A 26,663-nucleotide genomic window follows, 5' to 3' on the forward strand; every position below is an offset into this window, starting at 1 on the left:
AGAGATCCTCACATGTCCATCACCTGTTCGAACCTGTCCTTTTCCTGGCCTGACGACACGCCGCTGTTCACCGACCTGTCGTTCACCGTCGACGACGGCCACACCGGTTTGGTGGCGCCCAACGGCGCAGGGAAGAGCACCCTGCTCAAGTTGATCGCGGGCGAATACCGGCCCACCGCAGGCACTGTCGTCGTCGACGGCACAGTCGGGTATCTACCGCAGACACTGCCGTTCGTGGCCGACCGCAGCGTCGCCGACCTGCTCGGTGTGGCACCGGTTCTCGCGGCGCTCTCGGCGTTGGCCGCGGGCGACGCGAGCGAGGAGGTCTTCGCCGCGATCGGCGACGACTGGGACGTCGAGGAGCGCACCCGCGCGCAGTTGGACCGGCTGGGGTTGGGGCACATCGATTTCGACCGACGGCTGGGGTCGCTGTCGGGCGGCGAAGTTGTGTCGTTGGGATTGGCGGCACAGTTAACCAAGCGACCCGACGTGCTGCTGCTCGACGAGCCGACCAACAACCTGGACCTCGCCGCGCGGCGGCGGCTCTACGCCGCGCTCGATGACTATCCGGGATGTCTGCTGCTTGTCAGCCACGACCGCGTGCTGCTGGATAGGATGGACCGCATCGCCGAGCTCTATCACGGCGAAATGCTGTTCTACGGCGGCAATTTCAGCATGTACCAACAGGCCGTGCAGGACAGGCAGCAGACCGCAGAAGCCAACCTGCGCAACGCCGAGCAGCAGTTGAAGCGCGAGAAGCGGCAGCGCCAGGAGGCACGCGAGCGGGCCGCGCGGCGGTCCAGCACAGCGGTGCGCAACCTGAAGAATGCCGGCCTGCCGAAGATCGTCGCAGGCAAGTTGAAACGCGACGCCCAGGAGTCGGCCGGTAAGTCCGACGATGTGCACGCCAAGCGGGTGAGCCAGGCGCGTGCTCAGGTGGACGAGGCCGAGCAGGCGCTTCGCGACGACGACGTGCTCGTGCTCGACCTGCCCGACACCGACGTCCCCGTGGGGCGCACCGTCTTTCACGGCGAAGGCATACAGGTCAGCCGTGGCGGACGAAAGTTGTTCGCCGGCAACGGCGTCGACCTGGACATCCGTGGCCCTGAACGCATCGCGCTGACGGGGCGCAACGGCGCGGGCAAGTCGACGCTGCTGCGCGTCGTCGGCGCAGATGTGCACCCGGATGCCGGTGTGGTGCAACGGGTCGACGGCCGCGTCGCCTACCTGTCGCAGCGGCTGGATCTGCTCGACGAACAGTGGACCGTGGCCGAAAGTCTCGCTGCGTACGCGCCGAGCCTGACCCACACCCGCAGGATGCATCTGCTGGCCCAATTCCTGTTCAGCGGCAACCGGATTCACCTTCCGGTGGCGGCGCTGTCAGGCGGTGAGCGGCTGCGCGCCACACTGGTCTGCCTGCTCTACGCCGAGCCCGCTCCGCAATTGCTGTTGCTCGACGAGCCCACCAACAACCTGGACTTGGTCAGCGTTACGCAGCTCGAGTCGGCGCTCAACGCCTATCGGGGTGCGTTCGTCGTCGTCAGTCATGACGAGCGGTTCCTCGCGCAGATCGGCATCCAGCGTTGGCTACAGCTGCGGGACGGTCGGTTGGAGTCGATTTAGCGGACCGGCAGCTACCCCCAGCACGGTAAATTCGACGTCATGGCAATCGAGCCCGACAGCAGCCCCTACGGGTCGCAGACGGTGACGGGTCCCGGCTGGCCGAACGTCGACGAGGAGATGCTGGCGGCCACGGCGGCCACCTACGAGGCTCTGGCCACCAAGATCACCGGGCAGGTCGTGCCACAGCAACAGGGTCAGCTGATGAAGCTGGCCGACGTGTGGGAGGGCGCCGGAGCGCTGGCCGCCACCGGCGAGGCCACCACCATCATCGGTGGCCACGAGGCCAATGCGGCGCACGCCGCGGCGATCGCCGGCAAGCTGCGCGCCATGGAGGCCACCGTCGTCAAGGCGAAGATGCTGGCGAACACGATCGCCCAGGAGGTGCAGCACGAGTGTGAGGCGCTGTCGGCGATGCCGTTCAGCAATGCCCAGGAATTGGTGCAGAGCCGCATCAAGATGGGGCTGTCGCAGAACATCGCCAACGTGACGGCCCACACGACCGAACTCGCCAACACCCTCGGAGTGCCGCCCAGCATCCCGTTTCCCGGGGTCGCGCCGTCGGTGCCCGGCGGCAAGGAGGCGAAGGACACCAGCGAGGAGGCGGGGAAGCAGGCCGCCCAGGCCCCTCAGCAGGCGATGCAGATGATGAGCCAGATGGGGTCGATGGCCGCACAGCTACCCATGCAGCTCGGCCAGGCGGTGATGGCCGTGCCGCAGCAGATGGGTCAACAGTTGCAGCAGTTGTCGCAACCGCTGCAACAGCTGACCTCGATGTTCGGCAAGGGCGGCACGGCGGATTCCCTCGGCGCCGGTGGCCTGCCGTTCTCCTCGTTCTCCAACCACCCGCTGGCGGGCGGCTCGGGTGCGGGTGGGGGCTCCGGGATGGTGCGGTCGGCGTCGCTGCCGGGCGCGGGCGGCAGTCCGCTGCAGACGCCGCAGATGGCCAACCTGGTCGGCACCAAATCGGTGAGCACCGCACCTGCCGAGGGGGCCGCGGCAGGAAGCAGTGCGTCGGGTGGGGTCGCGCCGGTCGCCGCGGGCGGCGGCATGGGCGGCATGGGCGGTATGGCGCCGATGATGGGCCACCGCGGTGAAAGCGGCGGCACCGGAGCGAGCCTGGCGGTGCCCGCGCCGCTCGAGTACGACCTTGCCGAGGAGGACGTCGATGACGATTGGGGACGTTTCATGACCGACCCGCTGCGCAAACCCGAGGGCCTGAGCTGGAATCCGGCTTCCGTCGAGCTGCCGGAGATCCCGATGCTGCCCGCCGGACAGGACGCGTTGAGCGCCACCATCTCAGCTGTGCTGCCGACGCTGGCCGCGCCACTGGCGGCGAACGTTGCGACGCTGCAGGCCAAGGAGGGCATGTTCGCAGGCAAGCTGGGCGTCGCGCAGGCGGCCTACCAGAACTCGGATGACGCCGGTTCGCAGTCGGTCGGCCAGGTGGTCGGCATGCTCGGACAGTTGGGGCAGCAGGCCGGCCAGATGGGACAGATGGCCGGTGCGCCCGCGCAGGCGATCGGCGGGCAGACGGGCATGTTCGGCTCGCTGATGCAGCAGGCGATGCAGGCCGCGCAGGGCGGCGGGGGAGGCCAGACCGCCGGTGGGCCCGCAGCCGCGCCGCCGCCTGCCGCGGCGCCGAGTCCGGCGGGCGCAACAGCCGCCGCGCCGCCACCTGTGCGCGACCACCCCGCCGCACCGGCGCCGCAAACGCATGAACCCCAGCGGGAACCGTTGCACCGCCTGGAGACCAACGACCGCGCAACTGCGGGACCGGCGGAAGACAGCAAGCAGGGCCACGCCCCAGTGAAGCCGCCGGAGCACGGCGACGAGGATCTGCGCCGCAGGCTCTGAGCGCTCAGCCCGAATTGGGTTGGCTCTGTTCGGCTTCCGCGCGTTCGGCAGGAGTCTCGGTGGGCGCCCTGCCTGCCCGCGCGGTGTCGCCCGCGGCAGCCTGATCTTCGGCCGCTTTCTCACCGGCCGCCGACGCCGCCTGTGACACCTGCTGGGCGATCTGCTGCGCGCCCTGCATGACTTGTTGCGGAACCTGTTGCAGCCCTTGGCCGATACCTTGCAGCGGCTGGGCGACCGACTGAGCGATCTGGCCGACCTGCTGACCGACTTGACTGACCATCTGGCCCATCATCTCGGCGCCACCGCCCGATGCGCCTGCCGACGATGCGGGGGACCCGCTTGCGCTCGAAGCGCCTTGCGCCCGTTGCATGGCCTCGGCCGCGGCCCGCAGCGTCGCCGCGCCCTTCTGGTCGCCGTGCTCGTACATCTGCGCGGCCTTGGCCAGCAGTTCCGAAATGGTCTGCGCCGAGGACGATGTCGCCTGCAACGTGCCCTGGCGGCCGCCGAGCACCTGGTTCAGCGCGCTGCTGACCGACGACGCGATAACGCCGTGGCTGTTCTGCACACCGGCGGCTTCGGGTGCCGCCGCCCCCATCAATTGCGACAGCCCCGTCGCCACGTCGTCGTGGATCTGCGAGTACGACCGCACCCCGTCGGGCTGTACGTACAACGGGTCACTCATGCCGTTATTGTATGGCCGGCGCAGGGCACCTCATCGCGCCGAATCGGCCTGCGCGGCCGCTGCGGCGGCGGCGCGCTTCATCCCGATCGCGTCGTACCGCGTCGACACCGCGTCGAGTGCATCCGCGTCCTTGGTCACCAGCGCCCGCGCGTGGGCAAGAGCCAACTGACCCAGCACACAGTCGACTTCGCCGGTGAGCCGCGCGATGCCGTCGACCGCACGGAGGTCGCCGAACCGGGTCGCGTCGAGCAGCGCGCGCAGCGCCACCGCGGTCTGACCACCTCGCTCGGCGGCCTTCGCGGCGTCGCGGGCTGCGGCGACCGCGCCGTGCTGGTCGTGCCGCGCCCACTGGGTCCACGCGCGCGCCAACGCAAGCTCCGGCGCGAACAGCATCGACTTCAGCCCGTGCCGAGACTCGGCCCGCGACAAGACTTTTCCCGCCTCGGCCGTCTCACCCAGTTGGCCAAGCGCGTGCGCCAACAACATCCACGCCAACGGACCCCACGAATATCCGGTCGGCGCGAGGGTCGCCGCGGCGCCGCGCAGCAGTGAGACCGCCGTCTCGAGCTCACCCTTGGCGATCAACACATCGGCCACCAGCACCTCGCCGATCGCGCGCCCGGGCTGCTGCAGCTGCGCGAAGTCCGTGAGTCGCTGCGCCAGCGTCTGCGCGCGGTCCAATTCGCCCGCCATCACCAGCGCCGTCGTCTGACCGAAGCCGCTGGTGAACCGCAACAGCCCGGGATGTCCCGCCGCGATCGCGCGCTCGGCCAGCGCGTCCACCTCAGCGAACCGGCCCATCCGCGCCGAACTCAGCGCCGCCGCGGCCGCCGCCCACCCGACCGCGGTGTCGTCGGCATCCGGCGAGGACAACACCTCGTCGGCGATCTGCTTGGCGCGGTTGGGGTTGCCCGCATTCATCGCGAACGTCGCCGACAGCGCATTCAGCGTGGTCTGCGCGGCAGGCGTCGACACCCGCCCCCGCGTCGTCCGCAGGAACGCGGTCGCGCGCTCCGGCTCGGAGAGCATCCAGAACTGATTCGCCGCCCGGGGCAGCGCCCACGCCATCAGCTCGGTCTCCGACAGCGTCGCGGGATCCACGGCGCCGAGCACGTCGTCGGCCTCCCGGCCGCGGCCCTGCCAGGCCAGTGCGTAGGCCAGCGTCAGCCGGGTGGAGAGCTCCGCAGACCGCTCGACCGCGGCGCGGGCCAACCGCTCGGCGAACTCCAGATCACCCAGCCGCAGCGCGTCCTCGGCCGCTGCCGCCAGATCGGCCGCCGGTTGCGGGCTGTCGCTGTCGAGCGCCAGCACCGCGAACCGCAGTCGCGCCACCACCCCGACCGGCGGGGCCAGCCGAGTCACCAACTCCGTCCGCAGCCGCCGCAATTCGGGCCCACCCAGCGCGTCGCGCACCGCGTCGACGAACATCGGGTGCCCGGGGCGGACGAGATCCCCGTCGACGACGACGGCGCCCGCGGCCTCGGCATCGCTGATGTCGCCCACCAGCGCGGAGACGTCGGCACGCGACAACGGATCGGCGGCCGCCAGATACTCCAACACCCGGCGAGCCGGTTCGGGCAGCGCCGCGACGAACTCCCCGACAAGTGCGGCTTGCCTGCTGTCGTCGTGGCCGGCCGGGTCGACGTCCACCCTGGCCAGCAGGTCGTCCCGCCACAGTGCTGAGATCTCATCCGGCACAACGGTATTCGGGTCGACGGTGACCACCAGCTGCACCGCACCGCTGACCGCCAGTTGATAAACCAGTGCGGCCGACAGTTTGTCGAGCAGATGCGCGTCGTCGACGATCAGCAGCCTGCCGTCGCTCAGCGACTCCCGCGCGGCGCTCAGCACCTCGGCCGTCTTACCGGTGTCGGGCACCTCGACCAGGTGATCGAAGGCAAAGAACGGGACCGCGTCCGCCGTCCCGTAGACCCAGTCGACACGGTCGAACCGTGCGGCCAACCGGTCGGCCGCCGTGCGCGCCAACCACGTCTTGCCCACGCCCGCGGACCCGATGAGCACTGTGCCCGCCTGTTCGCGCAGCCCCGCTTCGACCAACTCCAGTGCCGGTTCGGGCGGCGCGGTTACCCACTCAACTGGCACCGCCGGAGACTATCGCTACCTTGTGCGTGTGTCCCCAGAACCCAAAGCGGAATGGGCGGTCTGCGTGTACTGCGCGTCCGGCCCAACACATCCGGAGCTGTTGTCCCTGGCCGTCGACGTCGGCGAAGCGATCGCCGCGCGCGGTTGGACGCTGGTGTCCGGCGGCGGCAACGTGTCGGCGATGGGGGCGCTCGCCACCGCGGCCAGGGCGCGTGGCGGCCGAACCGTCGGCGTCATCCCCAAGGCGTTGGTGCACCGGGAGGTGGCCGATACCGACGCCGACGAACTCGTCGTCACCGACACGATGCGTGAGCGCAAGCAGATCATGGAGGACCGCGCCGACGCGTTCATCGCGTTGCCCGGCGGCATCGGCACCCTCGAGGAGTTCTTCGAAGCCTGGACAGCGGGCTATTTGGGTATGCACGACAAGCCGGTGGTCATGCTCGACCCGATCGGGCACTACGACGGCCTACTGGCCTGGCTGCACGGGTTGGTCGACAGCGGTTATGTCACCGAACGTGCGCTGGACCGGTTGGTCGTGGTCAGTGACGTGGACGCGGCGATGGCGGTTTGCGCACCGGCATCGGGACCATGACCACCCCTGGTTAGGGTGTGCCACAACAGAACAGTCGAGGGGAACGCATTTCAATGAGCGACGAGAAGTCGGGGACTCGCAGCAGCGTCGGGCTGCTGGACATCGCCAGTCAAGTGCCGGGGCTCCTGATGGATCTGCCGACGATCTTGAACGGTGTGATCACCGGTTTCGGCGCGCGACCGTCGGCCAAGACGTCGATCGGCAAGGTGTTCCAGGACCGTGCCGCCCGCTACGGCGACAAGATCTTCATCAAGTTCGGTGACGAGCAGCTCAGCTACCGGGAGGCCAACGAGACGGTCAACCGCTACGCCGCCGTGTTGGCCGCCCGCGGCGTCGGGCACGGCGATGTCGTCGGCATCATGCTGCGCAACTCGCCGCAGTCGGTGCTGCTGATGCTGGCCACGGTCAAATGCGGTGCGATCGCCGGGATGCTCAACTACCACCAGCGTGGCGATGTGCTCAAGCACAGCTTCGGTCTGCTCGGCGCCAAGGCCGTCGTCGCCGAAACCGACTTCATCGAGCCGATCACCGAAAGCGGCGCCGACACCGCCGGCCTGATGACCGTCGAGGAACTGCAGCGACTTGCCGCGACCGCGCCCACCAACAACCCGCCGACCACCGCTGCGGTGCTGGCCAAGGACAAGGCGTTCTACATCTTCACCTCCGGCACCACCGGCATGCCGAAGGCCAGCGTGATGACGCACTACCGGTGGCTGCGCGCGCTGGCCGGCTTCGGCGGCCTTGGCATGCGGTTGACCAGCAACGACACCCTGTACTGCTGCTTGCCGCTGTACCACAACAACGCGTTGACGGTCGCGTTGTCGTCGGTGCTGAACTCGGGTGCGACGCTGGCGCTTGGCAAGTCGTTCTCGGCGTCGAAGTTCTGGGACGAGGTCGTCCGCTACGACGCGACGGCGTTCGTCTACATCGGGGAGATCTGCGCGTATCTGCTCAACCAGCCGCCGAAGGACACCGACCGCAACAACAAGGTGCGGGTGATCGCGGGCAACGGGTTGCGGCCCTCCATCTGGGACGACTTCACCCAGCGGTTCGGCATCGAGCGGGTATGCGAGTTCTACGCCGCCTCGGAAGGCAACACCGCGTTCGTCAACGTGTTGAACCTCGACAAGACCACCGGCATCTGCCCGTCGCCGGTGGCCTTCGTGGAGTACGACGGTGACACCGGCGAACCGGTGCGCGACGAGAACGGCCGCGTCCGCAAGGTGAAGCCCGGCGAACCCGGACTGCTGTTGTCGAAGGTGAGCAGCTTCCAGCCGTTCGACGGCTACACCGATAAGGAAGAGTCCGAAAAGAAGTTGGTGCGCAACGCTTTTCGCGACGGCGACGTGTGGTTCAACACGGGCGACCTGATGCGCTCGCAGGGCTTCGGGCATGCGGCGTTCACCGACCGGCTCGGCGACACGTTCCGCTGGAAGGGTGAGAACGTGGCCACCACCGAGGTCGAGGCCGCGTTGTCCACCGATCCGCAGGTCGAGGAATGCACGGTGTTCGGTGTCGAGGTGGAAGGCGCCGGCGGCCGCGCGGGCATGGCCGCGATCCAGCTCAAGGAGGGCGAGGAGTTCGACGGCAAGGCGCTGGCCAAGGCCGGCTACGAGCGGTTGCCCGGGTATGCGGTGCCGCTGTTCGTCCGCGTCGTCGGGGAGTTGGCGCACACCTCGACGTTCAAGAGCCAGAAGGTCGACCTCCGCAAGGAGGGCTACGACTCCGACGTCGAGGATCCGATCTACGTGCTGGCCGGCCGCGACGAGGGCTACGTGCCGTTCTACGACGAGTACCCGAAAGAGGTCGTCGACGGTAAGCGGCCGAAGAACTAGCGCGATTTCGGTGTGCTGGGTCGCGCTGCCCGCGACTGAACACACCCAAATCGCAGGCCCGTAGCCTGGAAGGCGTGTTGTCCACCTTCTGCGGTCGTCCGGTGGCCGCCGATCGCGCCTTGATCATGGCGATCGTCAACCGCACACCGGACTCGTTCTACGACCGCGGCGCCACCTTCACCGACGAGGCCGCCAAGACGGCCGCGCACCGGGTGGTCGAAGAGGGCGCCGACGTGGTCGACGTGGGCGGTGTGAAAGCCGGCCCCGGCGAGACCGTCGGCATCGACGAGGAGATCGCCCGCGTCGTTCCGTTCATCGAGTGGCTGCGCGACACGTTTCCCGACCAGGTGATCAGCGTCGACACCTGGCGCGCCGAGGTGGCGAAGCAGGCCTGCGCGGCCGGTGCCGACCTGATCAACGACACCTGGGGCGGCGCCGACCCCGCGCTGGCCGAGGTCGCGGCCGAATTCGGCGCCGGGTTGGTGTGCTCGCACACCGGGGGTGCCACGCCACGGACCCGGCCGTTTCGGGTCAACTACGGTATTTCCGAACGTGGTGTCGTCGACGACGTGATCGCGGAGGTGACCGCCGCAGCCGAGCGTGCGGTGGCCGTCGGCGTTGCCAGAGATGCGGTGTTGATCGACCCCACCCACGATTTCGGCAAGAACACTTACCACGGTCTTACTTTGTTGCGCCATGTGAAAGACCTTGTAAACACTGGATGGCCCGTCCTGATGGCGCTGAGCAACAAGGATTTCGTCGGGGAGACTCTGGGTGTGGGACTGACCGAGCGCCTGGAGGGCACCCTGGCCGCGACCGCTCTGGCCGCGGCGGAAGGGGCTGCCATGTTCCGCGTGCACGAAGTCGGCCCCACCCGGCGCGTGCTGGAAATGGTCGCGTCGATTCAGGGCGTGCGGCCGCCGGCGCGCACAGTGAGGGGACTGTCATGACACTGACACCTGAATTGCCGGGGACGGACGTCGTCACCGGCAGATGGTTGGCCGACCACACCTGGAACCGGCCGTCCTGGACGGTCGACGAACTGGTCGCCGCCAAGGCCGGCCGGACCATCTCGGTGGTGCTGCCCGCCCTCAACGAGGAAGAAACCGTCGGCAGCGTCGTCGAGACCATCACACCGCTGCTCGGCGGGCTCGTCGACGAACTGATCGTGCTGGACTCCGGCTCCACCGACGAGACCGAGATCCGCGCGATCGCCGCCGGCGCCAGGGTGGTCAGCCGCGAGGTCGCGCTGCCCGAGGTGGAGCCGCAACCCGGCAAGGGCGAGGTGCTGTGGCGTTCGCTGGCCGCCACCACCGGCGACATCATCGTGTTCGTCGACTCCGACCTGATCGACCCCGACCCGATGTTCGTGCCCAAGCTGGTCGGCCCGCTGCTGACCACCGACGGGGTGCACCTGGTCAAGGGCTTCTACCGGCGGCCCCTGAAGGTCAGCGGCAGCGAGGACGCCAACGGCGGCGGCCGCGTCACCGAACTGGTTGCGCGTCCGCTGCTGGCGTCGCTGCGACCCGAGCTGAGCTGCCTGCTGCAGCCGCTGGGCGGCGAGTACGCCGGCACCCGTGAGCTGCTCACCTCGGTGCCGTTCGCACCCGGCTACGGCGTCGAGATCGGGCTGCTGATCGACACCTACGACCGGCTCGGCCTCGACGCGATCGCCCAGGTCAACCTGGGGGTGCGCACGCACCGCAACCGGCCCCTGACCGAACTCGCGTCGATGAGCCGCCAGGTCATCGCGACCCTGCTGTCGCGCTGCGGCGTACCCGACTCCGGAGTGGCGCTGACCCAGTTCTTCGCCGACGGCGACGACTACACCCCGCGCACCTCGGCGGTGTCGCTGGCGGACCGGCCGCCGATGAACACGTTGCGCAGTTAGCGACCTGTCGGAGACATCCGGCAATATCGACGTGTGACCCTGGTTCTGCTCTATCTGGTCGTGCTGATCCTGGTGGCCGTCGTGCTGTTCGGCCTCGGCAGCGTGCTGTTCGGCCGCGGTGAGTCGTTGCCGCCGCTGCCGCGCGCCACCACCGCGACGGTGCTGCCCGCCTCGGGCGTCACCAGCGCCGACGTCGACGCCGTCAAGTTCACCCAGACCGTGCGCGGCTACAAGACCAGCGAGGTGGACTGGGTGCTCGACCGACTCGGTCAGGAACTCGACCTGCTTCGCGGTCAACTCGCCGCGGTGCGCGCGGCCAACGGCATCCACGACGACATCGACGACATCGACGACATGGAAGACGTCGGCGAGCACGAGGGCGCCCACGCACTGCCCTCCGGCGAGGACGACGCGTGACCGTCGCCGACGACGGGCGCATCCGATGCGGCTGGATCGACCAATCACGTTTGGCGCCAGACGATTTCGTGCTGTACCGGGACTACCACGACACCGAGTGGGGCCGTCCGCTGCGCGATTCCGCCGCGCTGTTCGAACGGATCAGCCTCGAGGCGTTCCAGAGCGGGCTCTCGTGGTTGATCATCCTGCGCAAGCGGGAGAACTTCCGACGCGCGTTCCACGGGTTCGACGCCGAGCGCGTCGCCCGCTACACCAAACGCGACATCGACCGTCTGATGGCCGACACCGGGATCGTGCGCAACCGGATGAAGGTGGAAGCCACCATCGCCAACGCGCGCGCGCTGGCCGACCTGGACGTTGATCTCGGCGAGTTGCTGTGGTCGTTCGCGCCGCCGCCACGGCCGCGGCCCGCCGACCTGTCCCAGGTGCCCGCGGTGACGCCCGAATCGACCGCGATGGCCAAGGAGTTGAAGCGCCGAGGCTTCAAATTCGTCGGCCCGACGACGGCCTACGCGTTGATGCAAGCCACCGGAATGGTCGACGACCACACCGCCGACTGCTGGGTCCCGGCCATCAAAGCCGCATGATATCGACGGTCATAGCCGGGTCTTTGCACACCGAACCCCGCGGATAGGGAACAATAGGAGAAGATCAACAGCCCGAGCGGGCCAGCTCATGTGGAGGGAGCACTCGATGGCGGCGATGAAGCCCCGGACCGGCGACGGTCCACTGGAAGCAACCAAGGAGGGGCGCGGCATCGTGATGCGGGTACCACTGGAGGGCGGTGGGCGACTCGTCGTCGAACTGACCCCCGAAGAAGCGGCCGCCCTCGGCGACGAACTCAAGGGCGTCACCAGCTAGGCGCGCCTACCGCCTACGAAGACACTTTTCGGTAGATCTCCAAAGTCTGTTCGGCGATGTGCGCCCAGGAGAATTCCTGGATGCAGCGCTGGCGGCCGGCTTGGCCGTACTGGCGGGCCCGCTGCGGGTCGGCCACCAACGAGTTGACCGCCTCGGCGAGTTGCCGCTCGAACAGCGCCGGGTCGTCCGGCGAGTAGTGCACCAGCAGACCCGTCTGCCGGTCCGCGACCACCTCGGGAATGCCGCCGACATCGGAGGCGACCACCGCCGTCGCGCAGGCCATCGCCTCCAGGTTCACGATGCCCAACGGTTCATACACCGAGGGGCAGACGAAAACGGTGGCCGCCGAGAGTATTTCGCGAATCTTGCCGATGGGAAGCATCTCGCGGACCCAGTAGACGCCGCTGCGGGCGCGCGCCAACTCCTGCACCGCCGACGTCACCTCGGCAGCGATCTCTGGGGTGTCAGGGGCGCCCGCACACAGCACCAACTGGATCTCGGGGGCGAAGTGATGCGTCGCCGCGATCAGGTGTGCGACGCCCTTCTGTCGGGTGATCCGCCCGACGAACGCCACGATCGGGCGGGTCATGTCGACGCCGAGCTGCTCGAGCACCGAGTCGCCCGGCTCCGGGGCGGCCGGATACCAGACATCGGTGTCGATCCCGTTGCGCACCACGTGCACCCGGTTGGGATCGAGCGCCGGATATGTCTTGAGCACGTCGTCGCGCATGCCAGAGCTGACCGCGATCACGGCGTCGGCGGCCTCCACCGCGGTCTTCTCCACCCACGACGACACCCGGTAGCCGCCGCCGAGCTGTTCGGCCTTCCACGGCCGCATCGGCTCGAGCGAATGCGCGGTCAGCACGTGCGGGATGCCGTACAGCAGCGCGGCCAGGTGGCCGGCCAGCCCGGTGTACCAGGTGTGCGAATGCACGACGGTGGCGTTGGACGCCCCGTTGACCATGTCGAGGTCCGCCGACAGCGTCGACAACGCCGGATTGGCGCCCTTGAGCGCCGGATCGGGTTGGTGCACGAACGCCCCCGGCCGGGGCGCCCCCATGCAGTGCACGTCGACCTGACACAGGTGGCGCAGTTGCGCGACGAGTTCGGTGACGTGGACGCCTGCCCCGCCGTAGACCTCGGGTGGATACTCCCGAGTCATCATCGCCACCCGCATAGTGACGACCGTAGTAGCTGCCGGAGGTTTATTCGACCGCCAATACGCCAAATACCTTGACTGACAAAACCGATCAATAGCACGCAATGGCTGGCAGCCACGTGCACCTGCGGATAGGTTTGATTCATGAGGGAGTTGCCACACGTGCTTGGCATCGTCCTGGCCGGCGGGGAAGGCAAGCGGCTGTACCCGCTGACGGCCGACCGCGCCAAGCCGGCGGTTCCTTTCGGCGGCGCGTACCGGCTGATTGATTTTGTGCTGTCGAATCTGGTGAACGCGCGATACCTGCGTATCTGCGTGCTGACCCAATACAAATCGCATTCGCTGGACCGCCACATCTCGCAGAACTGGCGGCTGTCCGGGTTGGCCGGTGAGTACATCACCCCGGTGCCCGCCCAGCAGCGGCTCGGCCCGCGCTGGTACACCGGTTCGGCCGACGCGATCTATCAGTCGCTGAATCTGATCTACGACGAGGATCCCGATTACATCGTCGTGTTCGGCGCCGATCACGTGTACCGGATGGACCCCGAGCAGATGGTCCAATTCCACATCGAGAGCGGCGCGGGAGCCACGGTCGCGGGCATCCGGGTGCCGCGGGCGGAGGCCAGCGCGTTCGGCTGCATCGACGCCGACGAGTCCGGACGCATCCGCGAGTTCGTCGAGAAGCCTGCCGACCCGCCGGGCACCCCCGACGACCCGGAGTCGACGTTCGTGTCGATGGGCAACTACATCTTCACCACCAAGGTGCTGATCGACGCGATCCGCGCCGACGCCGACGACGACCACTCCGACCACGACATGGGTGGTGACATCATCCCGCGGCTGGTCACCGACGGCATGGCCGCGGTGTACGACTTCCACAACAACGAGGTGCCCGGCGCCACCGAACGCGACCACGGCTACTGGCGCGACGTCGGGACGTTGGACGCGTTCTACGACGCCCACATGGACCTGGTGTCGGTGCATCCGGTGTTCAATCTCTACAACAAGCGGTGGCCGATCCGCGGCGAGTCGGAAATGCTCGCGCCCGCCAAGTTCGTCAACGGCGGTTCGGCGCAGGAGTCGGTCGTCGGCGCGGGCAGCATCATTTCGGCTGCGTCCGTTCGCAATTCGGTGCTGTCGTCCAACGTTGTCGTCGACGACGGGGCGATCGTCGAGGGCAGCGTGATCATGCCGGGCACCCGGATAGGCCGCGGCGCGGTGGTGCGCCACGCGATCCTCGACAAGAACGTCGTCGTGGGGCCCGGCGAGATGGTCGGTGTCGACTTGGAGAAGGACCGCGAGCGGTTCGCGATCAGCGCGGGCGGCGTGGTCGCGGTCGGTAAGGGCGTCTGGATCTAGGTAGCTTCGGCTTTGCGTCGTCGTCGACGACGCACGATCCGTACCACCGCCCATATCAGCGCGACGACGGCGATCAACACCAGCACGGGTACCAGGATCGCCAGGAAGACCAGACCCACGCTGGCGACGTCCTCGATCGTGGACAGCACCGGCGCGGCCACGCCCGCGGTGGCGACGTTGGCGGCGGGCCGCACCGTCGATTTCGTCAGCGACACCACCAACGCGGTGACCACCCCGATCGCGACCGGGACCCATTGACCCGACTGCGCGAACGCGCCGGGATCGGTCACCGCGGGCGTTTGTGCGGCGGTGCCGGAACCGAACACGATGCCGCCCGCTGTCGGCCGGACGAACGTCTGGATCGCATCGTTGACGCTGTCGAGGGCGGGAATCTTGTCCGCGACGACCTCGACGGCGAGCAGCACCGCGACGATCGTCATCACCCAGCCGTTCTCCAGCCAGGCCCAGCCGTGCGGCAAGGTGACCAGGTCGGTGAACCGCGACAGCAGGCCGAGCGCCAGCAGCGGGATGTAGGCGTTCAGCCCCGCCGCGGTGGCCAGCCCGAAGCCGGTCAGCAGTTCCATTTAGTCAGTATGGGTGTGTAGAGGTCAGTCAGGCGGCGTTGCGCCAGGCGATCTCGTCGGCGAACGCGATTTCGATGCTGCTCACTGGGGATCGCAGCCTGCCCGGCAATGGTGGTGCCTTCGATTTGTGGCGGGCTCCGGTGGGCGTGGTGACCTCGGAGATGTGTGTGCCGTCCCGATCGCGCTTCGTGGTGATCCGCCAACCGGGAGCCTCTTTCGCGTAGTTACAGGCCTCGCAGGCGCCCCGTCCGTTGAGGTCGTTTGTCTCGCCACCTGTGGCGTGCGAATTCGCATGGTCGGTGTGGCGGATCGGCGCGTCGCAGTAGGGAGTTCGGCAAGTGTCGTCCCTGAATGCGATGAACTGCGCGAGTCCTTTGGGGAACAAGCGAGCCCGCGACTCCATAGCCACCAGCGCACCCGAGGCAGGATGGCGGTAGAGCCGACGCAGAGTGGCCTTGGAGCGTTCGTCGGCGATAGCTCTGCTCGCCAGGTGGCAGGCGATGGCAGCGGGGATCGGCCCGTGCCCCTGGACCCGAGCCGGAGAGGTGTCGCCGCCGAGCAGCGTCTCATCAGAGATCACCAGGTCTATCGCGACGGGGACGGGGACGTCCGCGGGGCGACCAGTGATCCTCTCGTAAGCCGTGTCGGCCATGACCTGACCACGGGATCGGTCGTCGAAGGTGGTGTCGGCGGCGCGCTTGAGCGAGGCATAGATCCCGACCCCCTGCGCCATCGGTAGCAGCACTGTCACAGAGGACATGTTGTTCGGTGCCGGACGCACGGTCACACTGCGCTCTGACTCCGCGCGCACAGCGCGGTCGACAACAGCCTGCGGGTCGAGTTCGTAGGCAATGGATTTGGCGTCGGCCTCAATTGTCTTGTCGCCCTTGCCCTCGAGCTCAGACTGATCTGCGCACATCCGCACGTCGAGCTTTCCGCGATCCTCGATGCTCAGGCACGCGGACTCCTTCACGATCAGGGTGGCCCGCCATTCGGAGAGCGCGCCGGCCTCCAATGCTGCCAGGGTGTGGGGCATCTCGTGAACCAGAGCCTTGGCGAAGCCGAGATGGCGATTGCCGCGGTTAGGGGAGTCGTGGCGAGCCAGTGCGATCTCGCTGGCCAGACCCTTGCCGCGGTTGGCCGCGGGTATGCCCTCGACCTCTTCGCGGGCCCGACGCTTCAGGTCGAGTGCTGCAGTCAGCCGCGCCTGGCCGGCAGCAGCGACAGCCTTGATGTGTTCGAGCTCAGCGATGCCCACGACCAGGGCCGCCTCATCGGCGTCCGGGTCGACGTTCGCAAATAGTTCGAACACATGTTCGAGTATAGCTGATTCCGCTGGCCCGTCAAGGCTTATGTCTCAGGACATCGGTGACACATCGCCTGGGTTCGCGTCCCGGCGATCAGTCGAGCACAGCGAAACGGAACCGGCCAAGGCGCTGCGGGTCCGCGGCGATGTCGATCTCGGTGATCCGCTCGCAGACGACGGTGAAGCACAGCACCAACGCCAACTTGCCCTTCGGGGCGACGACGATGCCGACGGCGTCATCCACCAACGCCGGTTGGGCGAACCGCGCGTTGGCCGAGAACGCCTGTGCATTCGCTGCGACGGTGCGGGCCCCGCGCAACGTCGTCGGGGTGCCCGCCGCGGCGGCGTCGACGCGCAGCACCACGTCGCTGTCGAGCACGCCGAGCAGCGCGTCGAAGTCACCGTCGCGGGCGGCCGCGTAGAACGCGTGGACGAGTCGCCGTTGACTCGCCAAATCCGTTGCGTCGCCGTGAGATTTACCGCGCACGCGGCGACGGGCCCGCGACGCGAGCTGCGCGGCGGAGCTTTCGGTCCGGCCGACGATCGGTGCGATCTCCGCGAACGGCAGGTCGAACATGTCGTGCAGCACGAACGCCAGCCGTTCGGCGGGATTCAGGGTCTGCAGGATGACAAGCAACGCCACTCCGATCGAGTCGGCAAGCACCGCTTCGGTTTCCGGGTCGACGGACTCGTCTGCGACGGGCGGCGCCTCGTCGAGCGGTTCCTCGGACCGCGCGCTGCGTGCCCTCAACATGTCCAGACAGATGTGCGCGACGACGGTGGTCAACCAGCCACGCAGATTGCGCACGTCACTGACGTCGGTGCGGTCGAAGCGCAGCCACGCCTCCTGGACGGCGTCGTCGGCCTCGGTCAGCGAACCCAGCATCCGGTAGGCGACGGCGCGCAGATGTGGACGGTGCTCCTCGAACAGCTTCTCGGACATGTCCCGTCGTCACCAGACGCCGGGCACCAGCCGGTAGTGCACCTTTCGGGTGTACTCGTCGTAGCCGGCGAGTTCCTGCCGGAGCATTTTCTCCTCGTCCTCGATGCGGGCCGCGAGCACCGGCAGCGCCAGGGCGATCGCGAGCAGACCCCAGTACGAGTCCAACGCCAGCGGAGTGCCGATCATCATGATCAGCGTCCCGACGTACATCGGGTGGCGGACAACGCCGTAAAGGCCTGTGTCGACGACCTTCTGGTCCGCCTCCACCGCGATGGTCGCCGCCGCGTAGCTGTTCTGGATCACCACCAGCTGCGCCATGACCAGCCCGACGGCGACCAGAACGTCGCCGAGGATCACGACCGGGGTCGGCACAGTCGACCAGCCGAACCGGTGGTCGAGGGCGCTGACGACGAGCGTCGCGACGACCGCCACGATCGTTGCGGTGATGATGAGCTTCTGCACGGCCCTGCCCTCGGCCAGCGGGCCTGCCTTCATCCGCCGCTGCAACGCGGCCGGGTTCTTCACCGCCAGATAGACACTCGGCACGATCGTCGACACGATGAAGACGGCGATGAAAACCCATGCCTGCCAATAATCAAGCGTGCCGGCGGGCCAGAACAGCAGCACGGCGAAGAAGGCGACGCCGAACAACGCCGATGCCACTGTTTGCACTGCGATCTTCATGACTTCTCCTCACCAGACGTAGGGCACCAAGCGGGAATGCACGTTTCGGGTGTACTCGCGGTAGCCGGTCAGTTCCGCCGTCAACGCCGTCTCCTCGTCGAGGATGCGGACTACGAACAAGAGCAGATCGAGCGCGACGACGAGCAGTGCCCAGTACGAGCCGAGCGCCAGGGCGACACCGACGAGCATGACCAGCGCGCCGAAGTACATCGGATGCCGGACCAGGCCGTACAGCCCGGTGGACACCACCGCCTGATCGGCCTCGACGGTGATATTCGCTGCGGCATAGCTGTTTTGGATGACGACCAGCATGGTGATACCAAGTCCGACCACCACCAGCACGTTGCCGATGAGGACCAGCGGCGTCGGCACGTTCGACCAGCCGAATCGATGATCGAGCGCCGAAACGACCAGCAGGGCAAAGTACGCCAGCACCACGCCGGCGCTGACGACCTTCTGGACCGGCCTGGATTCGTGCCGCGGGCCGGCGTTCATCCGGCGACGCAACACCGCCGGGTTCGTCAGGGCGACATACACCGTGTAGACCACCGACAGCGCGGTGAAGACGCCGAGGAACAACCACGCCTGCCAGTAGTCGAATGTTCCCGCGGGCCAGAACAACGCCAGCGCGAACAGCGCAAGGCTCAGCACGGATGTCGTCGTGACCTGCGATGCAGTTCTCATAATGCATCCCGGTTGCGGTAGATCCAGCAGGCACTCATTGTCAGCGCTGCGGCGACGACGACCATGACCGCCAGCGCCACGACGGGATAGTGCGACGGCGCGGTGGTGCGGCCCACCGGCGACAGGTCGATCAGCCAGCGCGGCAGCCGCAGCAGCGCGCCAAGATACAGCGACACGACGACGAATGTGACTGCCAGCCAACCGATCCAGGCCTGCCGAAGGGCCACGGCGACAGCCGCGACGCCTGCGATGACCGCCATCGCGGGGACAAAGGCCAGACCGGCCAGCGTCAACTTCACGATGGTGGCGGGTTCGCCGAGCGTCAGCCCCGCACCCAGCCCGTTGCCGAGGCCGGCGAAAAACATCAACACCACCGACCCGATCAGCGCGGCGGCCACCGCGGTCAGCAGCCACCGCCACCGCGATACGGCACCGGCCAACACCGCCTCCCCGAGCCCGGACTGCTCGTCGGTGTACACCCGGAGCACGGCGGTGACGACGTACGCGGTCGCGGCGGCCGCCAGGAACTGCGTCATCGTCGTGTACACACCATCGTTGCCCTGCGCGGCCAGCACCCTGGCAAACAGCTCGTTGTCCTCGGCGGCGTCGAGCAACGACTTCGTCATCGAGCCGAAAGCCAAACCCGCCAAGAACAATCCGACCGTCCAGCCGATCGTCTGGCCGCGCTGCAGGGTGAGATGCAACGCCAGTACGCCTGTGACCGGGCGCGCGTTGGGCTTCTCGCCGGTGGACGGGATCACGCCGTCGTCGTACTGCCTGCCGCCCTCCAGCCAGGCCGCCAGCGCCATCAGCGCCAGCGCGAGCCCCACCAGCAGTGCGAACGGCCACCAGCGCAGGTCCACGAACGGACGCATCTGCTGTGCCCAGGCGATCGGGGAGAACCAGCTCAACGCCGAACCGGAATTGTCGATGACGTCCCCGATGCCGCGCACCAAAGCGGCAACCGCCAACGCGCCCATCGCCGCTCCGGTTGCGGTGCGGGCCTGGCGCCACAGCTGCGCCGTCACGGCGGCCACCGCGCCGAACACCATGGCCACCCCGGTGATTCCGAGACACATCGCTGCGGTGTCGACGACGCGGAAGCCCGTCGACGCCATCGCCAGCGTCATGGTGACCGCGAGCACGGCGTTCACGCCGCCGACCAGGATCAGCGCGGCGTAGGTGCGGGCGTAGCGGCCCACCACCGACGACAGCACCAGTTCCGCGATGCCGTTCTCTTCCTCCGCACGGGTGTGCCGAATGACCGTGGTGATCGACAGAATCGATGCCGCGACGATCAGCGTGAGCATCAGTTCGTTGGCCATCATCGCGCCGAGGTCCGTCTCGTTGCCGCCGAACATCGGCCCGCCCAACATCATTCCCGCGGGCGTCTTGAGCAGGTTGACCCGCGCCAGTCGTTGCGCCTCTTCCGGATAGGCCAGTTTGATCGTGTTCGGGGCGTACACCATCATCAGCGTGAGCGCCGCGATCCACACCGAAAGCCGAATCCGGTCGCGGCGCAGGGCCAGTCGCAGCAGGCCTGCGACTCCGGTGAACGGTGACCCGGGCCGGAAGGCCTCGTGCCGGCCCGCGACGGTTGCGGTCGTCATCGTGTCACTCCCTGATACTCACGCAGGAAGAGGTCCTCGAGCGACGCAGGCGTCACCGTGAGTTCCTCGATGCCGAGTTCGGTCAGGTGCTCCATGACGAAATCCAGGTCGGTGCGGTCCACCGAGAAGCGGACGGCGGCGTCCTGGACGGTGAAGTCGTGCACGTACGGAAGCTGGTGCAGCCCACGGGCATCACCGCGGGTGCGCACGGTGATGGTGGTCCGCATCAGGTGCCGCAACTCCGCGAGCGTGCCGGACTTCACCGCGCGGCCCGACCGGATGATCGTGACGTTGTCGCAGAGCTTCTCCACCTCGGCCAGGATGTGGCTGGAGAGCAGCACGGCAGCGCCGCGGCCGGCGACCTCCTCGACGCAGGTCTGAAAAGCCTTTTCCATCAACGGGTCCAGGCCTGACGTCGGCTCGTCGAGAATGTACAGCTCGGCGTTGGTGGAAAACGCGGCGACGATCGCCACCTTCTGCCGGTTGCCCTTCGAATAGGTGCGAGCCTTCTTGTGCGGGTCGAGTTCGAACCGCTCGATCAGCTGGTCGCGGCGCCGGGTGTCGACGCCGTTGCCGCGCAGACCGGCAAGGAAATCGATGGCCTGCAGCCCGGTCAGATTCGGCCACAACGTCACATCGCCTGGCACGTAAGCGATGCGTCGGTGCAATGCAACCGCGTCACGCCAGGGGTCGCCGCCGAGCAACCGAACCGTTCCGGTGTCGGCGCGCAGCAGGCCGAGCAGGACCCGGATCGTGGTGGACTTGCCGGCGCCGTTGGGGCCGAGGAAGCCGGTGATGTCACCCGGTGCCACCGTCAGGTCGAGACCGTCGAGAGCCTTGGTGTGGCCGAAAGACTTTGACAGTCCCCGGATTTCGACAGCGGGCTGCGACCGCGCGATGTCAGCCCGTTGCAGGGATGCCGTCGTCATTCTGCTCTCCTTCGTTGGATGTGAACGGAATACCTTTTTCACGTGCCGCGAGGAATGCGTCGTACATGGTGGAGTCGGTCATCAGGCCCTCGGTGTAGATCTCGAGGGCAGGCAGGATCATCTGTTCGCCGTAGTCACGCAGCACGGCGCGCAGATCGGTTGGGGTGGGGTGCATCTGGATGAAAAGGAAGAATCCGCCGCCACTGGTCAGGCCGAGGAACTTGGCGCGGGCCTGCGGGTCCCGGCTGGGCTTGAGCAGGCCGTTCTGCACACCCTCCTCGAGGTACCCCTCAGCGTTGTCGATCATCCGCTGCCACATCATCTTCGCCAGGTCGCTGCCGGACTGCATGCTGCGCACCAGGTAGGCCATCATCGGCGCGTACGACTCGATCTCGGACATCTGCCTGAACCACTCGGCGGGATCGCTGGCCTGCATGGAGGCCGACTTCCCGGTGCGGATCTCCTCGGCGATGTAGTCGTCGCACGCCTTGCGCAGTCCGTCCTTGGAGCCGAAGTGATGGATCACCAGCGCGGCGGATACGCCCGCGGATTCGGCGATGCTGCGAAGCCCCACGTTGAACCCGTGCTCACCCCACTGCTCGATCGCCGCATCGCGAATCCTCGCGACGGCCGTGCGATCGTCCGGTGCTGAACGCATGTTCAGTACGCTAAACGCGCGTTCAGTGCCTCGTCAAGGACCAGGGCCGTAAAAGATCCGTAAAGACGTGTCGCGCCGCCTCCGGCCGGTTTTGCTGGGTACTTTCTCCACGTCACAGGTGGCAACACGGGAGGGCGGCGACCAAGTGGGTAGAGCGATCGGGGAAATCCTGCCGTTGGCGGTGGCACTGGCGGCGGGACCGCTGCCGGTCATCGCGATCATGCTCATCCTGGTTTCCGACGACGCGAAGGCCAAAGGCATCGGGTTCGTCGTCGGCCGCATCGTCGGTCTGGCCGCGATCGTGGCCGTCGGCCTGGTGATCTTCTCGTTGCTCGACGATCCGGCGCTGGCGAACCACCAGCACCCGCGTCCCGCGATGTCGGTGGCCCGGATCGTGATCGGCGCGGTGCTGATGGTGCTCGCCTACCGGATGTGGCGACAGCGCAACGAGCCCGCCAAGCCGAGCCCGTTGACACGCCGGGTCGACGCGCTGACTCCGAGCGGCTCGGTGGGGCTGGGACTCCTGGTGAGCGTCATCGACCCGGCGAGCGTCTCGGTGGGATTCCTGTCCGGGGTGGACATCGCCGCCGCGCGGTTGCCCGTCTCCACGGCTGTCCTGGTGGCCTGCGCGTTCGTCGTCCTGTCGACCCTGACGATCACGGTTCCGGTGGCGGGTTACCTGGTGGGCGGGCAGGCGGTCCGCGACCGCCTCGTCGGCATCAAGGGCTGGCTGCAGACCAACGAGAAAGCCGTGATGATGGTGTTGTTCCTGCTCATCGGCGCGATGCTGATCGGCCGCGGAATCCGCGACCTGGCCGGCGCGTGAGTCTCAGTCGCGGGCGGCGGCCAGCAGACCGTCGCCAAGCGGGATGAGCACGGGCGTCAACCGCTCGTCCTCGGCGATCAGGCGCGCCGCCTCACGCACCGCGACGACTTCGGCGTCCTTGGCGTTCGCGTCGCCCGCTCGTCCACCAAGGGCCGCCCGATGCACGACGATCGCACCGCCAGGCCGCAGCAACCGAACGCCCTCTTCCACGAACTGCGGCTGATCGATCGGATCGGCGTCGACGAACACCAGGTCGTAGGACTCGTCGGCCAGCCGGGTCAGCACTTCCTGCGCACGGCCGACGATCAACCGGGTGCGTCCGGGGCCGACACCCGCCTCGCTGAACGCCTGCTTGGCCAATCGTTGGTGCTCGGGTTCGACGTCGATGGTGGTGAGCACGCCGTCGTCGCGCATACCTGAGAGCAACCACAGGCCGCTGACGCCGGCGCCGGTGCCGACCTCGACCACCGCCTTGGCGCCGGTCAGCTTGGCCAGCACGCAGATCAGCGCGCCGACCGCGGGGGTGACCGCACCGGCGCCGATGTCGACGGCCCGCTCCCGGGCCGCGGCGACGATGGCGTCCTCGGAGATCGAGCCCTCGGCGTGGCTGACGATGGAATCGGGCCGGCTTTGCGGTCCGCCCCCGATGACGTCGTCGATGCCGGCCATGCCCGCAGCGTAGAGCGAAGCCAGGTGGCCCGCAGCAGCGACACGCCCGGGCCCGTCCGGCAGAATCACAGCCTGCGAAAACTCGTTTGCGCTGGTGGGAAAATGGGTAGCTGAGGTTCTCAGGAAAAGTTCAGTTTGCTCATATGCCAGCCACACCCCGGTCGGAGACGGTAACTCGCATGGAAGACGGCGGACGCTGGCGTTATGGGAATAAGAACAGCGATGAGCGCGTTCCCGTGCACATCGAGCCGTCGATGACCGGTGACGGCTGTGAACAGGAGGATCTGACGACCACCGTTTCGAACGCCCCCGCGGCTCCGGTGTCCATGGCGCACCTCGAGCAGTACACGGACGGCGATTGGGTAGAGCCGTCCGACGAGTTGACCGGTACCGCTGTCTTCGACGCCACCGGCGACAAGACCACGATGCCGTCCTGGGACGAGCTCGTGCGTCAGCACGCCGACCGGGTATACCGGCTGGCCTACCGGTTGTCGGGCAATCAGCACGACGCCGAGGACCTGACCCAGGAGACCTTCATCCGGGTGTTCCGGTCGGTGCAGAACTATCAGCCGGGCACGTTCGAAGGCTGGTTGCACCGCATCACGACCAACCTGTTCCTGGACATGGTCCGCAGGCGCGGCCGCATCCGCATGGAGGCGCTGCCCGAGGACTACGACCGGGTGCCCGCCGACGAGCCCAACCCCGAGCAGATCTACCACGATTCGCGGCTGGGCCCCGACCTGCAGGCCGCACTCGATTCCCTGCCGCCGGAGTTCCGCGCCGCGGTGGTGTTGTGCGACATCGAAGGTCTGTCCTACGAGGAAATCGGCGCCACGTTGGGCGTCAAGCTCGGTACCGTGCGCAGCCGGATCCACCGCGGTCGTCAGGCGCTGCGCGACTATCTGGCCAGTCACTCCGCCGACACGGCCAAGACGGCCTGACCGTTGGCACGTGTGGCCCACAGGCTGCCGCGCTACATTCAAATCAGGTCCGTTGATGCGGCATGACCATATGAGAGGAGCTGGGGCGATGGTCGACCCGGGACACGTGTTCCGCAGAGCATTCTCCTGGCTGCCCTCCCAGTTCGCGTCGCAGAGCGACGCGCCGGTCGGGCCGCGCCAGTTCGGGTCGACCGAACACCTGTCGATCGAGGCCGTCGCGGCGTTCGTCGACGGCGAGCTTCGGATGACCGCCCATCTGCGCGCGGCGCACCACCTGTCGCTGTGTCAGCAGTGCGCAGCCGAGGTCGAGGCGCAGCGGCAGGCCCGCGCGGCGTTGCGTGACTCGGGGTCGATCGTCGTGCCGAGCTCTCTTCTCGGCATGTTGTCCCAGATCCCGCACCACGCTCCGGTCGAGCCGCCGGAGGAGCCAGACCAGCCTCAGTTCGCTGACGGCACCCCGCGGTATCGGCGTAAACGCCGGTAGGGTGATTTGCAAAATGACGTGCGCCGGACTCCACGTTTCGGGTGGGCGCTCCAGTAGAGGGTGATGAACGGGTGACCAATCTGGACCAGTCGGGGCGCGAGCGCCTCGAACCGCGCCCTGTGTCCCGTCCACCCGTCGATCCGGCGTCGCGTCGCGCGTTCGGCCGGCCCGACGGCGTCAACGGTTCCTTCGCGGGCCTGGAGCGCTACCGCGACCAGGCCGAGTACACGCCGACCAACAAACAGGCCGACCCGGTGCTCGCCGAGGCGTTCGGCAGGCCGCACCCCGGCGGTGACTCGCTGCAGCGGCACCCCGCCGACGCCGGCGCGCTGGAGGCCGAACGCGACGTCCAGGACTTCGACGAGGCGGACGACCCGTGGCGCAATCCCGGCGCCGCCGCCGCGCTCGGCACGCCCGCGCTGCCGCAGTCCGCGCCCGCGCCGTCGACGGCCGCGATGGGCAAGGTCGGCGTGCGCGACGTGTTGTTCGGCGGCAAGGTGTCCTACGTCGCGCTGGCCGTGCTGGCCATCGTCGCGTTGGTGATCGGTTTCGGCGGCGGCTGGATCGGCCGCAAGACCGCCGAAGTGGTCGAGGCGTTCACCACGTCCAAGGTCAGCCTCGAAACCAGCAACAACGGCCCGCCTCCCGAAGGCCAGTTCGCGAAAGTGGCTGCGGCCATTGCTGATTCGGTGGTGACAATCGAAGCCGTCAGCGATTCGGAGGGTTCGCAGGGCTCCGGCGTCGTCATCGACCCGCGCGGCTACATCGTGACCAACAACCACGTCATCTCCGAGGCGGCGGCCAACCCGAGCCAGTACAAGACCACCGTGGTGTTCAACGACGGTAAGGAAGTGCCTGCGAACCTCGTCGGCCGCGATCCGAAGACTGACCTGGCGGTGCTGAAGGTCGACAACGTCGACAACCTGTCGGTGGCCAAACTCGGCGACTCCGAGAAGTTGACCGTCGGCGACGAGGTGATCGCCGCGGGTGCCCCGCTTGGCCTGCGCAGCACCGTCACGCACGGCATCATCAGTGCGCTGCACCGGCCGGTCCCGCTGTCCGGCGACGGCTCGGACACCGACACCGTCATCGACGGTGTGCAGACCGACGCGTCGATCAACCACGGCAACTCCGGCGGTCCGTTGATCAACATGAATTCCGAAGTCATCGGCATCAACACCGCGGGTAAATCGTTGTCCGACAGCGCCAGTGGCCTCGGCTTCGCGATCCCGGTCAACGAGGTCAAGCAGGTCGTTGAGGCGTTGATCAAGGACGGCAAGATCTCGCACCCGACGCTCGGCCTGACCGCCCGCTCGGTCAGCAACGACATCGCCTCGGGCGCGCAGGTCGCCAACGTCAAAGCGGGCGGGCCCGCCGAGAAGGGCGGCATCCTGGAGAACGACGTCGTCGTCAAGGTCGGCAACCGCACCGTCGCCGACGCCGACGAATTCGTAGTTGCGGTGCGCCAGTTGACGATTGGTCAGGAGGCGCCCATCGAGGTGGTGCGCGACGGTCGTCATGTCACCCTGATGGTGACGCCCGGCGCCGACAACCCGGCGCTCTGATGTTCGCGAACATCGGCTGGGGCGAGATGCTGGTCCTGGTGATCGCCGGGCTGGTGATCCTGGGACCCGAGCGGCTACCCGGTGCCATCCGCTGGACGACGGGCGCGCTGCGGCAGGCCCGCGACTACATCAGCGGTGCCACCAGCCAACTGCGCGACGACCTCGGCCCTGAGTTCGAGGATCTGCGCGAACCGCTCAGCGAGCTTTCCAAGCTGCGGGGCATGACACCGCGGGCCGCGCTGACGAAACACCTTCTCGACGGCGATGATTCGATCTTCACGGGTAAGTTCGACGCATCCGAGCCACCGGCGGAGAAGCCGCTGTCGGCGCCCGCGCCTCAGCCGGTCGCGAAGCCCGAGCCGCCTGCCACGACACCGTTCGACGCCGACGCCACTTAAGTT

General features: G+C 67.8%; 26 protein-coding genes and 1 pseudogene. 15 read left to right on the top strand and 12 right to left on the bottom strand.

The features are described from left to right. Window positions 1–12: 12 nt before the first annotated feature. Window positions 13–1,623, top strand: coding sequence for an ABC-F family ATP-binding cassette domain-containing protein (locus C1A30_RS34275; protein WP_101952606.1), 1,611 nt, complete (start codon window positions 13–15; stop codon window positions 1,621–1,623). A gap of 39 nt (window positions 1,624–1,662) precedes the next feature. Further along, window positions 1,663–2,799, top strand: a pseudogene (locus tag C1A30_RS34280) (hypothetical protein); the annotation flags it as partial. Between the two features lie 682 nt (window positions 2,800–3,481). On the opposite strand, the gene C1A30_RS34290 reads toward C1A30_RS34280, so the two are convergent. Then, on the bottom strand, window positions 3,482–4,159 hold the full coding sequence (locus C1A30_RS34290) for an ESX-1 secretion-associated protein (protein ID WP_101952607.1): 678 nt from the start codon (window positions 4,157–4,159) through the stop codon (window positions 3,482–3,484). Window positions 4,160–4,189: 30 nt separating this feature from the next. Further along, the gene (locus C1A30_RS34295; protein ID WP_101952608.1) at window positions 4,190–6,262 is read right to left on the bottom strand and encodes an ATP-binding protein; all 2,073 of its coding nucleotides are present in this window, start codon (window positions 6,260–6,262) and stop codon (window positions 4,190–4,192) included. A 28-nt stretch (window positions 6,263–6,290) separates the two neighbouring features. On the opposite strand from C1A30_RS34295, the gene C1A30_RS34300 reads away from it, so the two are divergent. The 7 genes from C1A30_RS34300 to C1A30_RS34330 all read left to right on the top strand — a co-directional run bounded on the left by C1A30_RS34300 (window position 6,291) and on the right by C1A30_RS34330 (window position 11,861). Continuing rightward, on the top strand, window positions 6,291–6,857 hold the full coding sequence (locus C1A30_RS34300) for a TIGR00730 family Rossman fold protein (protein WP_101952609.1): 567 nt from the start codon (window positions 6,291–6,293) through the stop codon (window positions 6,855–6,857). 53 nt (window positions 6,858–6,910) lie between these two features. Beyond that, window positions 6,911–8,692 (top strand): long-chain-acyl-CoA synthetase FadD6, encoded by a 1,782-nt coding sequence (gene fadD6, locus C1A30_RS34305; RefSeq protein WP_101952610.1) that lies wholly within the window; start codon window positions 6,911–6,913, stop codon window positions 8,690–8,692. 125 nt (window positions 8,693–8,817) lie between these two features. Next, window positions 8,818–9,642: a dihydropteroate synthase gene (gene folP, locus C1A30_RS34310; RefSeq protein WP_235010420.1), complete on the top strand. Its 825-nt coding sequence runs from the start codon at window positions 8,818–8,820 to the stop codon at window positions 9,640–9,642. Continuing rightward, entirely contained in the window at window positions 9,639–10,583 is a 945-nt protein-coding gene (locus C1A30_RS34315) for a glucosyl-3-phosphoglycerate synthase (RefSeq protein WP_101952612.1), read from the top strand. Before folP ends, C1A30_RS34315 begins: the two co-directional genes overlap by 4 nt. A gap of 33 nt (window positions 10,584–10,616) precedes the next feature. Then, window positions 10,617–11,000 (top strand): DivIVA domain-containing protein, encoded by a 384-nt coding sequence (locus tag C1A30_RS34320; RefSeq protein ID WP_101952613.1) that lies wholly within the window; start codon window positions 10,617–10,619, stop codon window positions 10,998–11,000. After that, window positions 10,997–11,587 (top strand): DNA-3-methyladenine glycosylase I, encoded by a 591-nt coding sequence (locus C1A30_RS34325; RefSeq protein ID WP_101952614.1) that lies wholly within the window; start codon window positions 10,997–10,999, stop codon window positions 11,585–11,587. The genes C1A30_RS34320 and C1A30_RS34325 overlap by 4 nt, the downstream gene beginning before the upstream one ends. Window positions 11,588–11,693: 106 nt before the next feature. Further along, window positions 11,694–11,861 carry a DUF3117 domain-containing protein gene (locus tag C1A30_RS34330; RefSeq protein WP_003931055.1) on the top strand — a complete coding sequence of 56 codons (168 nt, stop codon included), beginning with the start codon at window positions 11,694–11,696 and terminating at the stop codon, window positions 11,859–11,861. 13 nt (window positions 11,862–11,874) lie between these two features. Here C1A30_RS34330 and glgA read toward each other — a convergent pair whose 3' ends face one another. Further along, window positions 11,875–13,038 carry a glycogen synthase gene (gene glgA / locus C1A30_RS34335; protein WP_101952615.1) on the bottom strand — a complete coding sequence of 388 codons (1,164 nt, stop codon included), beginning with the start codon at window positions 13,036–13,038 and terminating at the stop codon, window positions 11,875–11,877. Between the two features lie 126 nt (window positions 13,039–13,164). Between glgA and glgC the strand changes: the two genes are divergently transcribed. Then, the gene (glgC, locus tag C1A30_RS34340; protein WP_101952616.1) at window positions 13,165–14,379 is read left to right on the top strand and encodes a glucose-1-phosphate adenylyltransferase; all 1,215 of its coding nucleotides are present in this window, start codon (window positions 13,165–13,167) and stop codon (window positions 14,377–14,379) included. On the opposite strand, the gene C1A30_RS34345 is transcribed toward glgC, so the two are convergent. The 8 genes from C1A30_RS34345 to C1A30_RS34380 all read right to left on the bottom strand — a co-directional run bounded on the left by C1A30_RS34345 (window position 14,376) and on the right by C1A30_RS34380 (window position 21,777). After that, complete coding sequence (locus C1A30_RS34345) at window positions 14,376–14,963, bottom strand: DUF4126 domain-containing protein (protein WP_101952617.1); 588 nt, start codon at window positions 14,961–14,963, stop codon at window positions 14,376–14,378. The genes glgC and C1A30_RS34345 overlap by 4 nt on opposite strands. Window positions 14,964–14,991: 28 nt before the next feature. Next, window positions 14,992–16,275, bottom strand: a complete 1,284-nt coding sequence (locus C1A30_RS34350) for a DUF222 domain-containing protein (protein ID WP_101952618.1) — start codon at window positions 16,273–16,275, stop codon at window positions 14,992–14,994. Between the two features lie 88 nt (window positions 16,276–16,363). After that, window positions 16,364–17,212 (bottom strand): sigma-70 family RNA polymerase sigma factor, encoded by an 849-nt coding sequence (locus C1A30_RS34355; RefSeq protein WP_101952619.1) that lies wholly within the window; start codon window positions 17,210–17,212, stop codon window positions 16,364–16,366. Between the two features lie 9 nt (window positions 17,213–17,221). After that, the gene (locus C1A30_RS34360; RefSeq protein ID WP_101952620.1) at window positions 17,222–17,896 is read right to left on the bottom strand and encodes an isoprenylcysteine carboxylmethyltransferase family protein; all 675 of its coding nucleotides are present in this window, start codon (window positions 17,894–17,896) and stop codon (window positions 17,222–17,224) included. Between the two features lie 9 nt (window positions 17,897–17,905). Continuing rightward, window positions 17,906–18,580 (bottom strand): isoprenylcysteine carboxylmethyltransferase family protein, encoded by a 675-nt coding sequence (locus tag C1A30_RS34365; RefSeq protein ID WP_101952621.1) that lies wholly within the window; start codon window positions 18,578–18,580, stop codon window positions 17,906–17,908. Beyond that, entirely contained in the window at window positions 18,577–20,190 is a 1,614-nt protein-coding gene (locus tag C1A30_RS34370) for an ABC transporter permease (protein ID WP_101952622.1), read from the bottom strand. Before C1A30_RS34370 ends, C1A30_RS34365 begins: the two co-directional genes overlap by 4 nt. Then, on the bottom strand, window positions 20,187–21,119 hold the full coding sequence (locus tag C1A30_RS34375) for an ABC transporter ATP-binding protein (RefSeq protein WP_200828505.1): 933 nt from the start codon (window positions 21,117–21,119) through the stop codon (window positions 20,187–20,189). Before C1A30_RS34375 ends, C1A30_RS34370 begins: the two co-directional genes overlap by 4 nt. Further along, window positions 21,091–21,777: a TetR/AcrR family transcriptional regulator gene (locus C1A30_RS34380; protein ID WP_101952623.1), complete on the bottom strand. Its 687-nt coding sequence runs from the start codon at window positions 21,775–21,777 to the stop codon at window positions 21,091–21,093. The genes C1A30_RS34375 and C1A30_RS34380 overlap by 29 nt, the downstream gene beginning before the upstream one ends. A 145-nt stretch (window positions 21,778–21,922) precedes the next feature. On the opposite strand from C1A30_RS34380, the gene C1A30_RS34385 reads away from it, so the two are divergent. After that, a complete protein-coding gene (locus C1A30_RS34385; protein ID WP_160112822.1) occupies window positions 21,923–22,603 on the top strand; it encodes a GAP family protein in 681 nt (226 codons plus the stop codon). A gap of 3 nt (window positions 22,604–22,606) precedes the next feature. Here the strand turns inward: C1A30_RS34385 and C1A30_RS34390 are convergent, their stop codons facing one another. After that, window positions 22,607–23,272, bottom strand: coding sequence for an O-methyltransferase (locus C1A30_RS34390; protein ID WP_101952625.1), 666 nt, complete (start codon window positions 23,270–23,272; stop codon window positions 22,607–22,609). Between the two features lie 179 nt (window positions 23,273–23,451). On the opposite strand from C1A30_RS34390, the gene sigE reads away from it, so the two are divergent. The 4 genes from sigE to tatB all read left to right on the top strand — a co-directional run bounded on the left by sigE (window position 23,452) and on the right by tatB (window position 26,660). Further along, window positions 23,452–24,213 carry an RNA polymerase sigma factor SigE gene (gene sigE / locus C1A30_RS34395; RefSeq protein WP_101952626.1) on the top strand — a complete coding sequence of 254 codons (762 nt, stop codon included), beginning with the start codon at window positions 23,452–23,454 and terminating at the stop codon, window positions 24,211–24,213. Between the two features lie 88 nt (window positions 24,214–24,301). After that, window positions 24,302–24,697 carry an anti-sigma E factor RseA gene (rseA, locus tag C1A30_RS34400; protein WP_101952627.1) on the top strand — a complete coding sequence of 132 codons (396 nt, stop codon included), beginning with the start codon at window positions 24,302–24,304 and terminating at the stop codon, window positions 24,695–24,697. A gap of 71 nt (window positions 24,698–24,768) precedes the next feature. Beyond that, window positions 24,769–26,262 (top strand): S1C family serine protease, encoded by a 1,494-nt coding sequence (locus C1A30_RS34405; protein WP_101952628.1) that lies wholly within the window; start codon window positions 24,769–24,771, stop codon window positions 26,260–26,262. After that, the gene (gene tatB, locus C1A30_RS34410) at window positions 26,262–26,660 is read left to right on the top strand and encodes a Sec-independent protein translocase protein TatB (RefSeq protein WP_101952629.1); all 399 of its coding nucleotides are present in this window, start codon (window positions 26,262–26,264) and stop codon (window positions 26,658–26,660) included. The genes C1A30_RS34405 and tatB overlap by 1 nt, the downstream gene beginning before the upstream one ends. The last annotated feature ends 3 nt before the right edge of the window (window positions 26,661–26,663 follow it).

The sequence above is a fragment of the Mycobacterium sp. 3519A genome (genome assembly GCF_900240945.1).
Lineage (GTDB): Bacteria > Actinomycetota > Actinomycetes > Mycobacteriales > Mycobacteriaceae > Mycobacterium.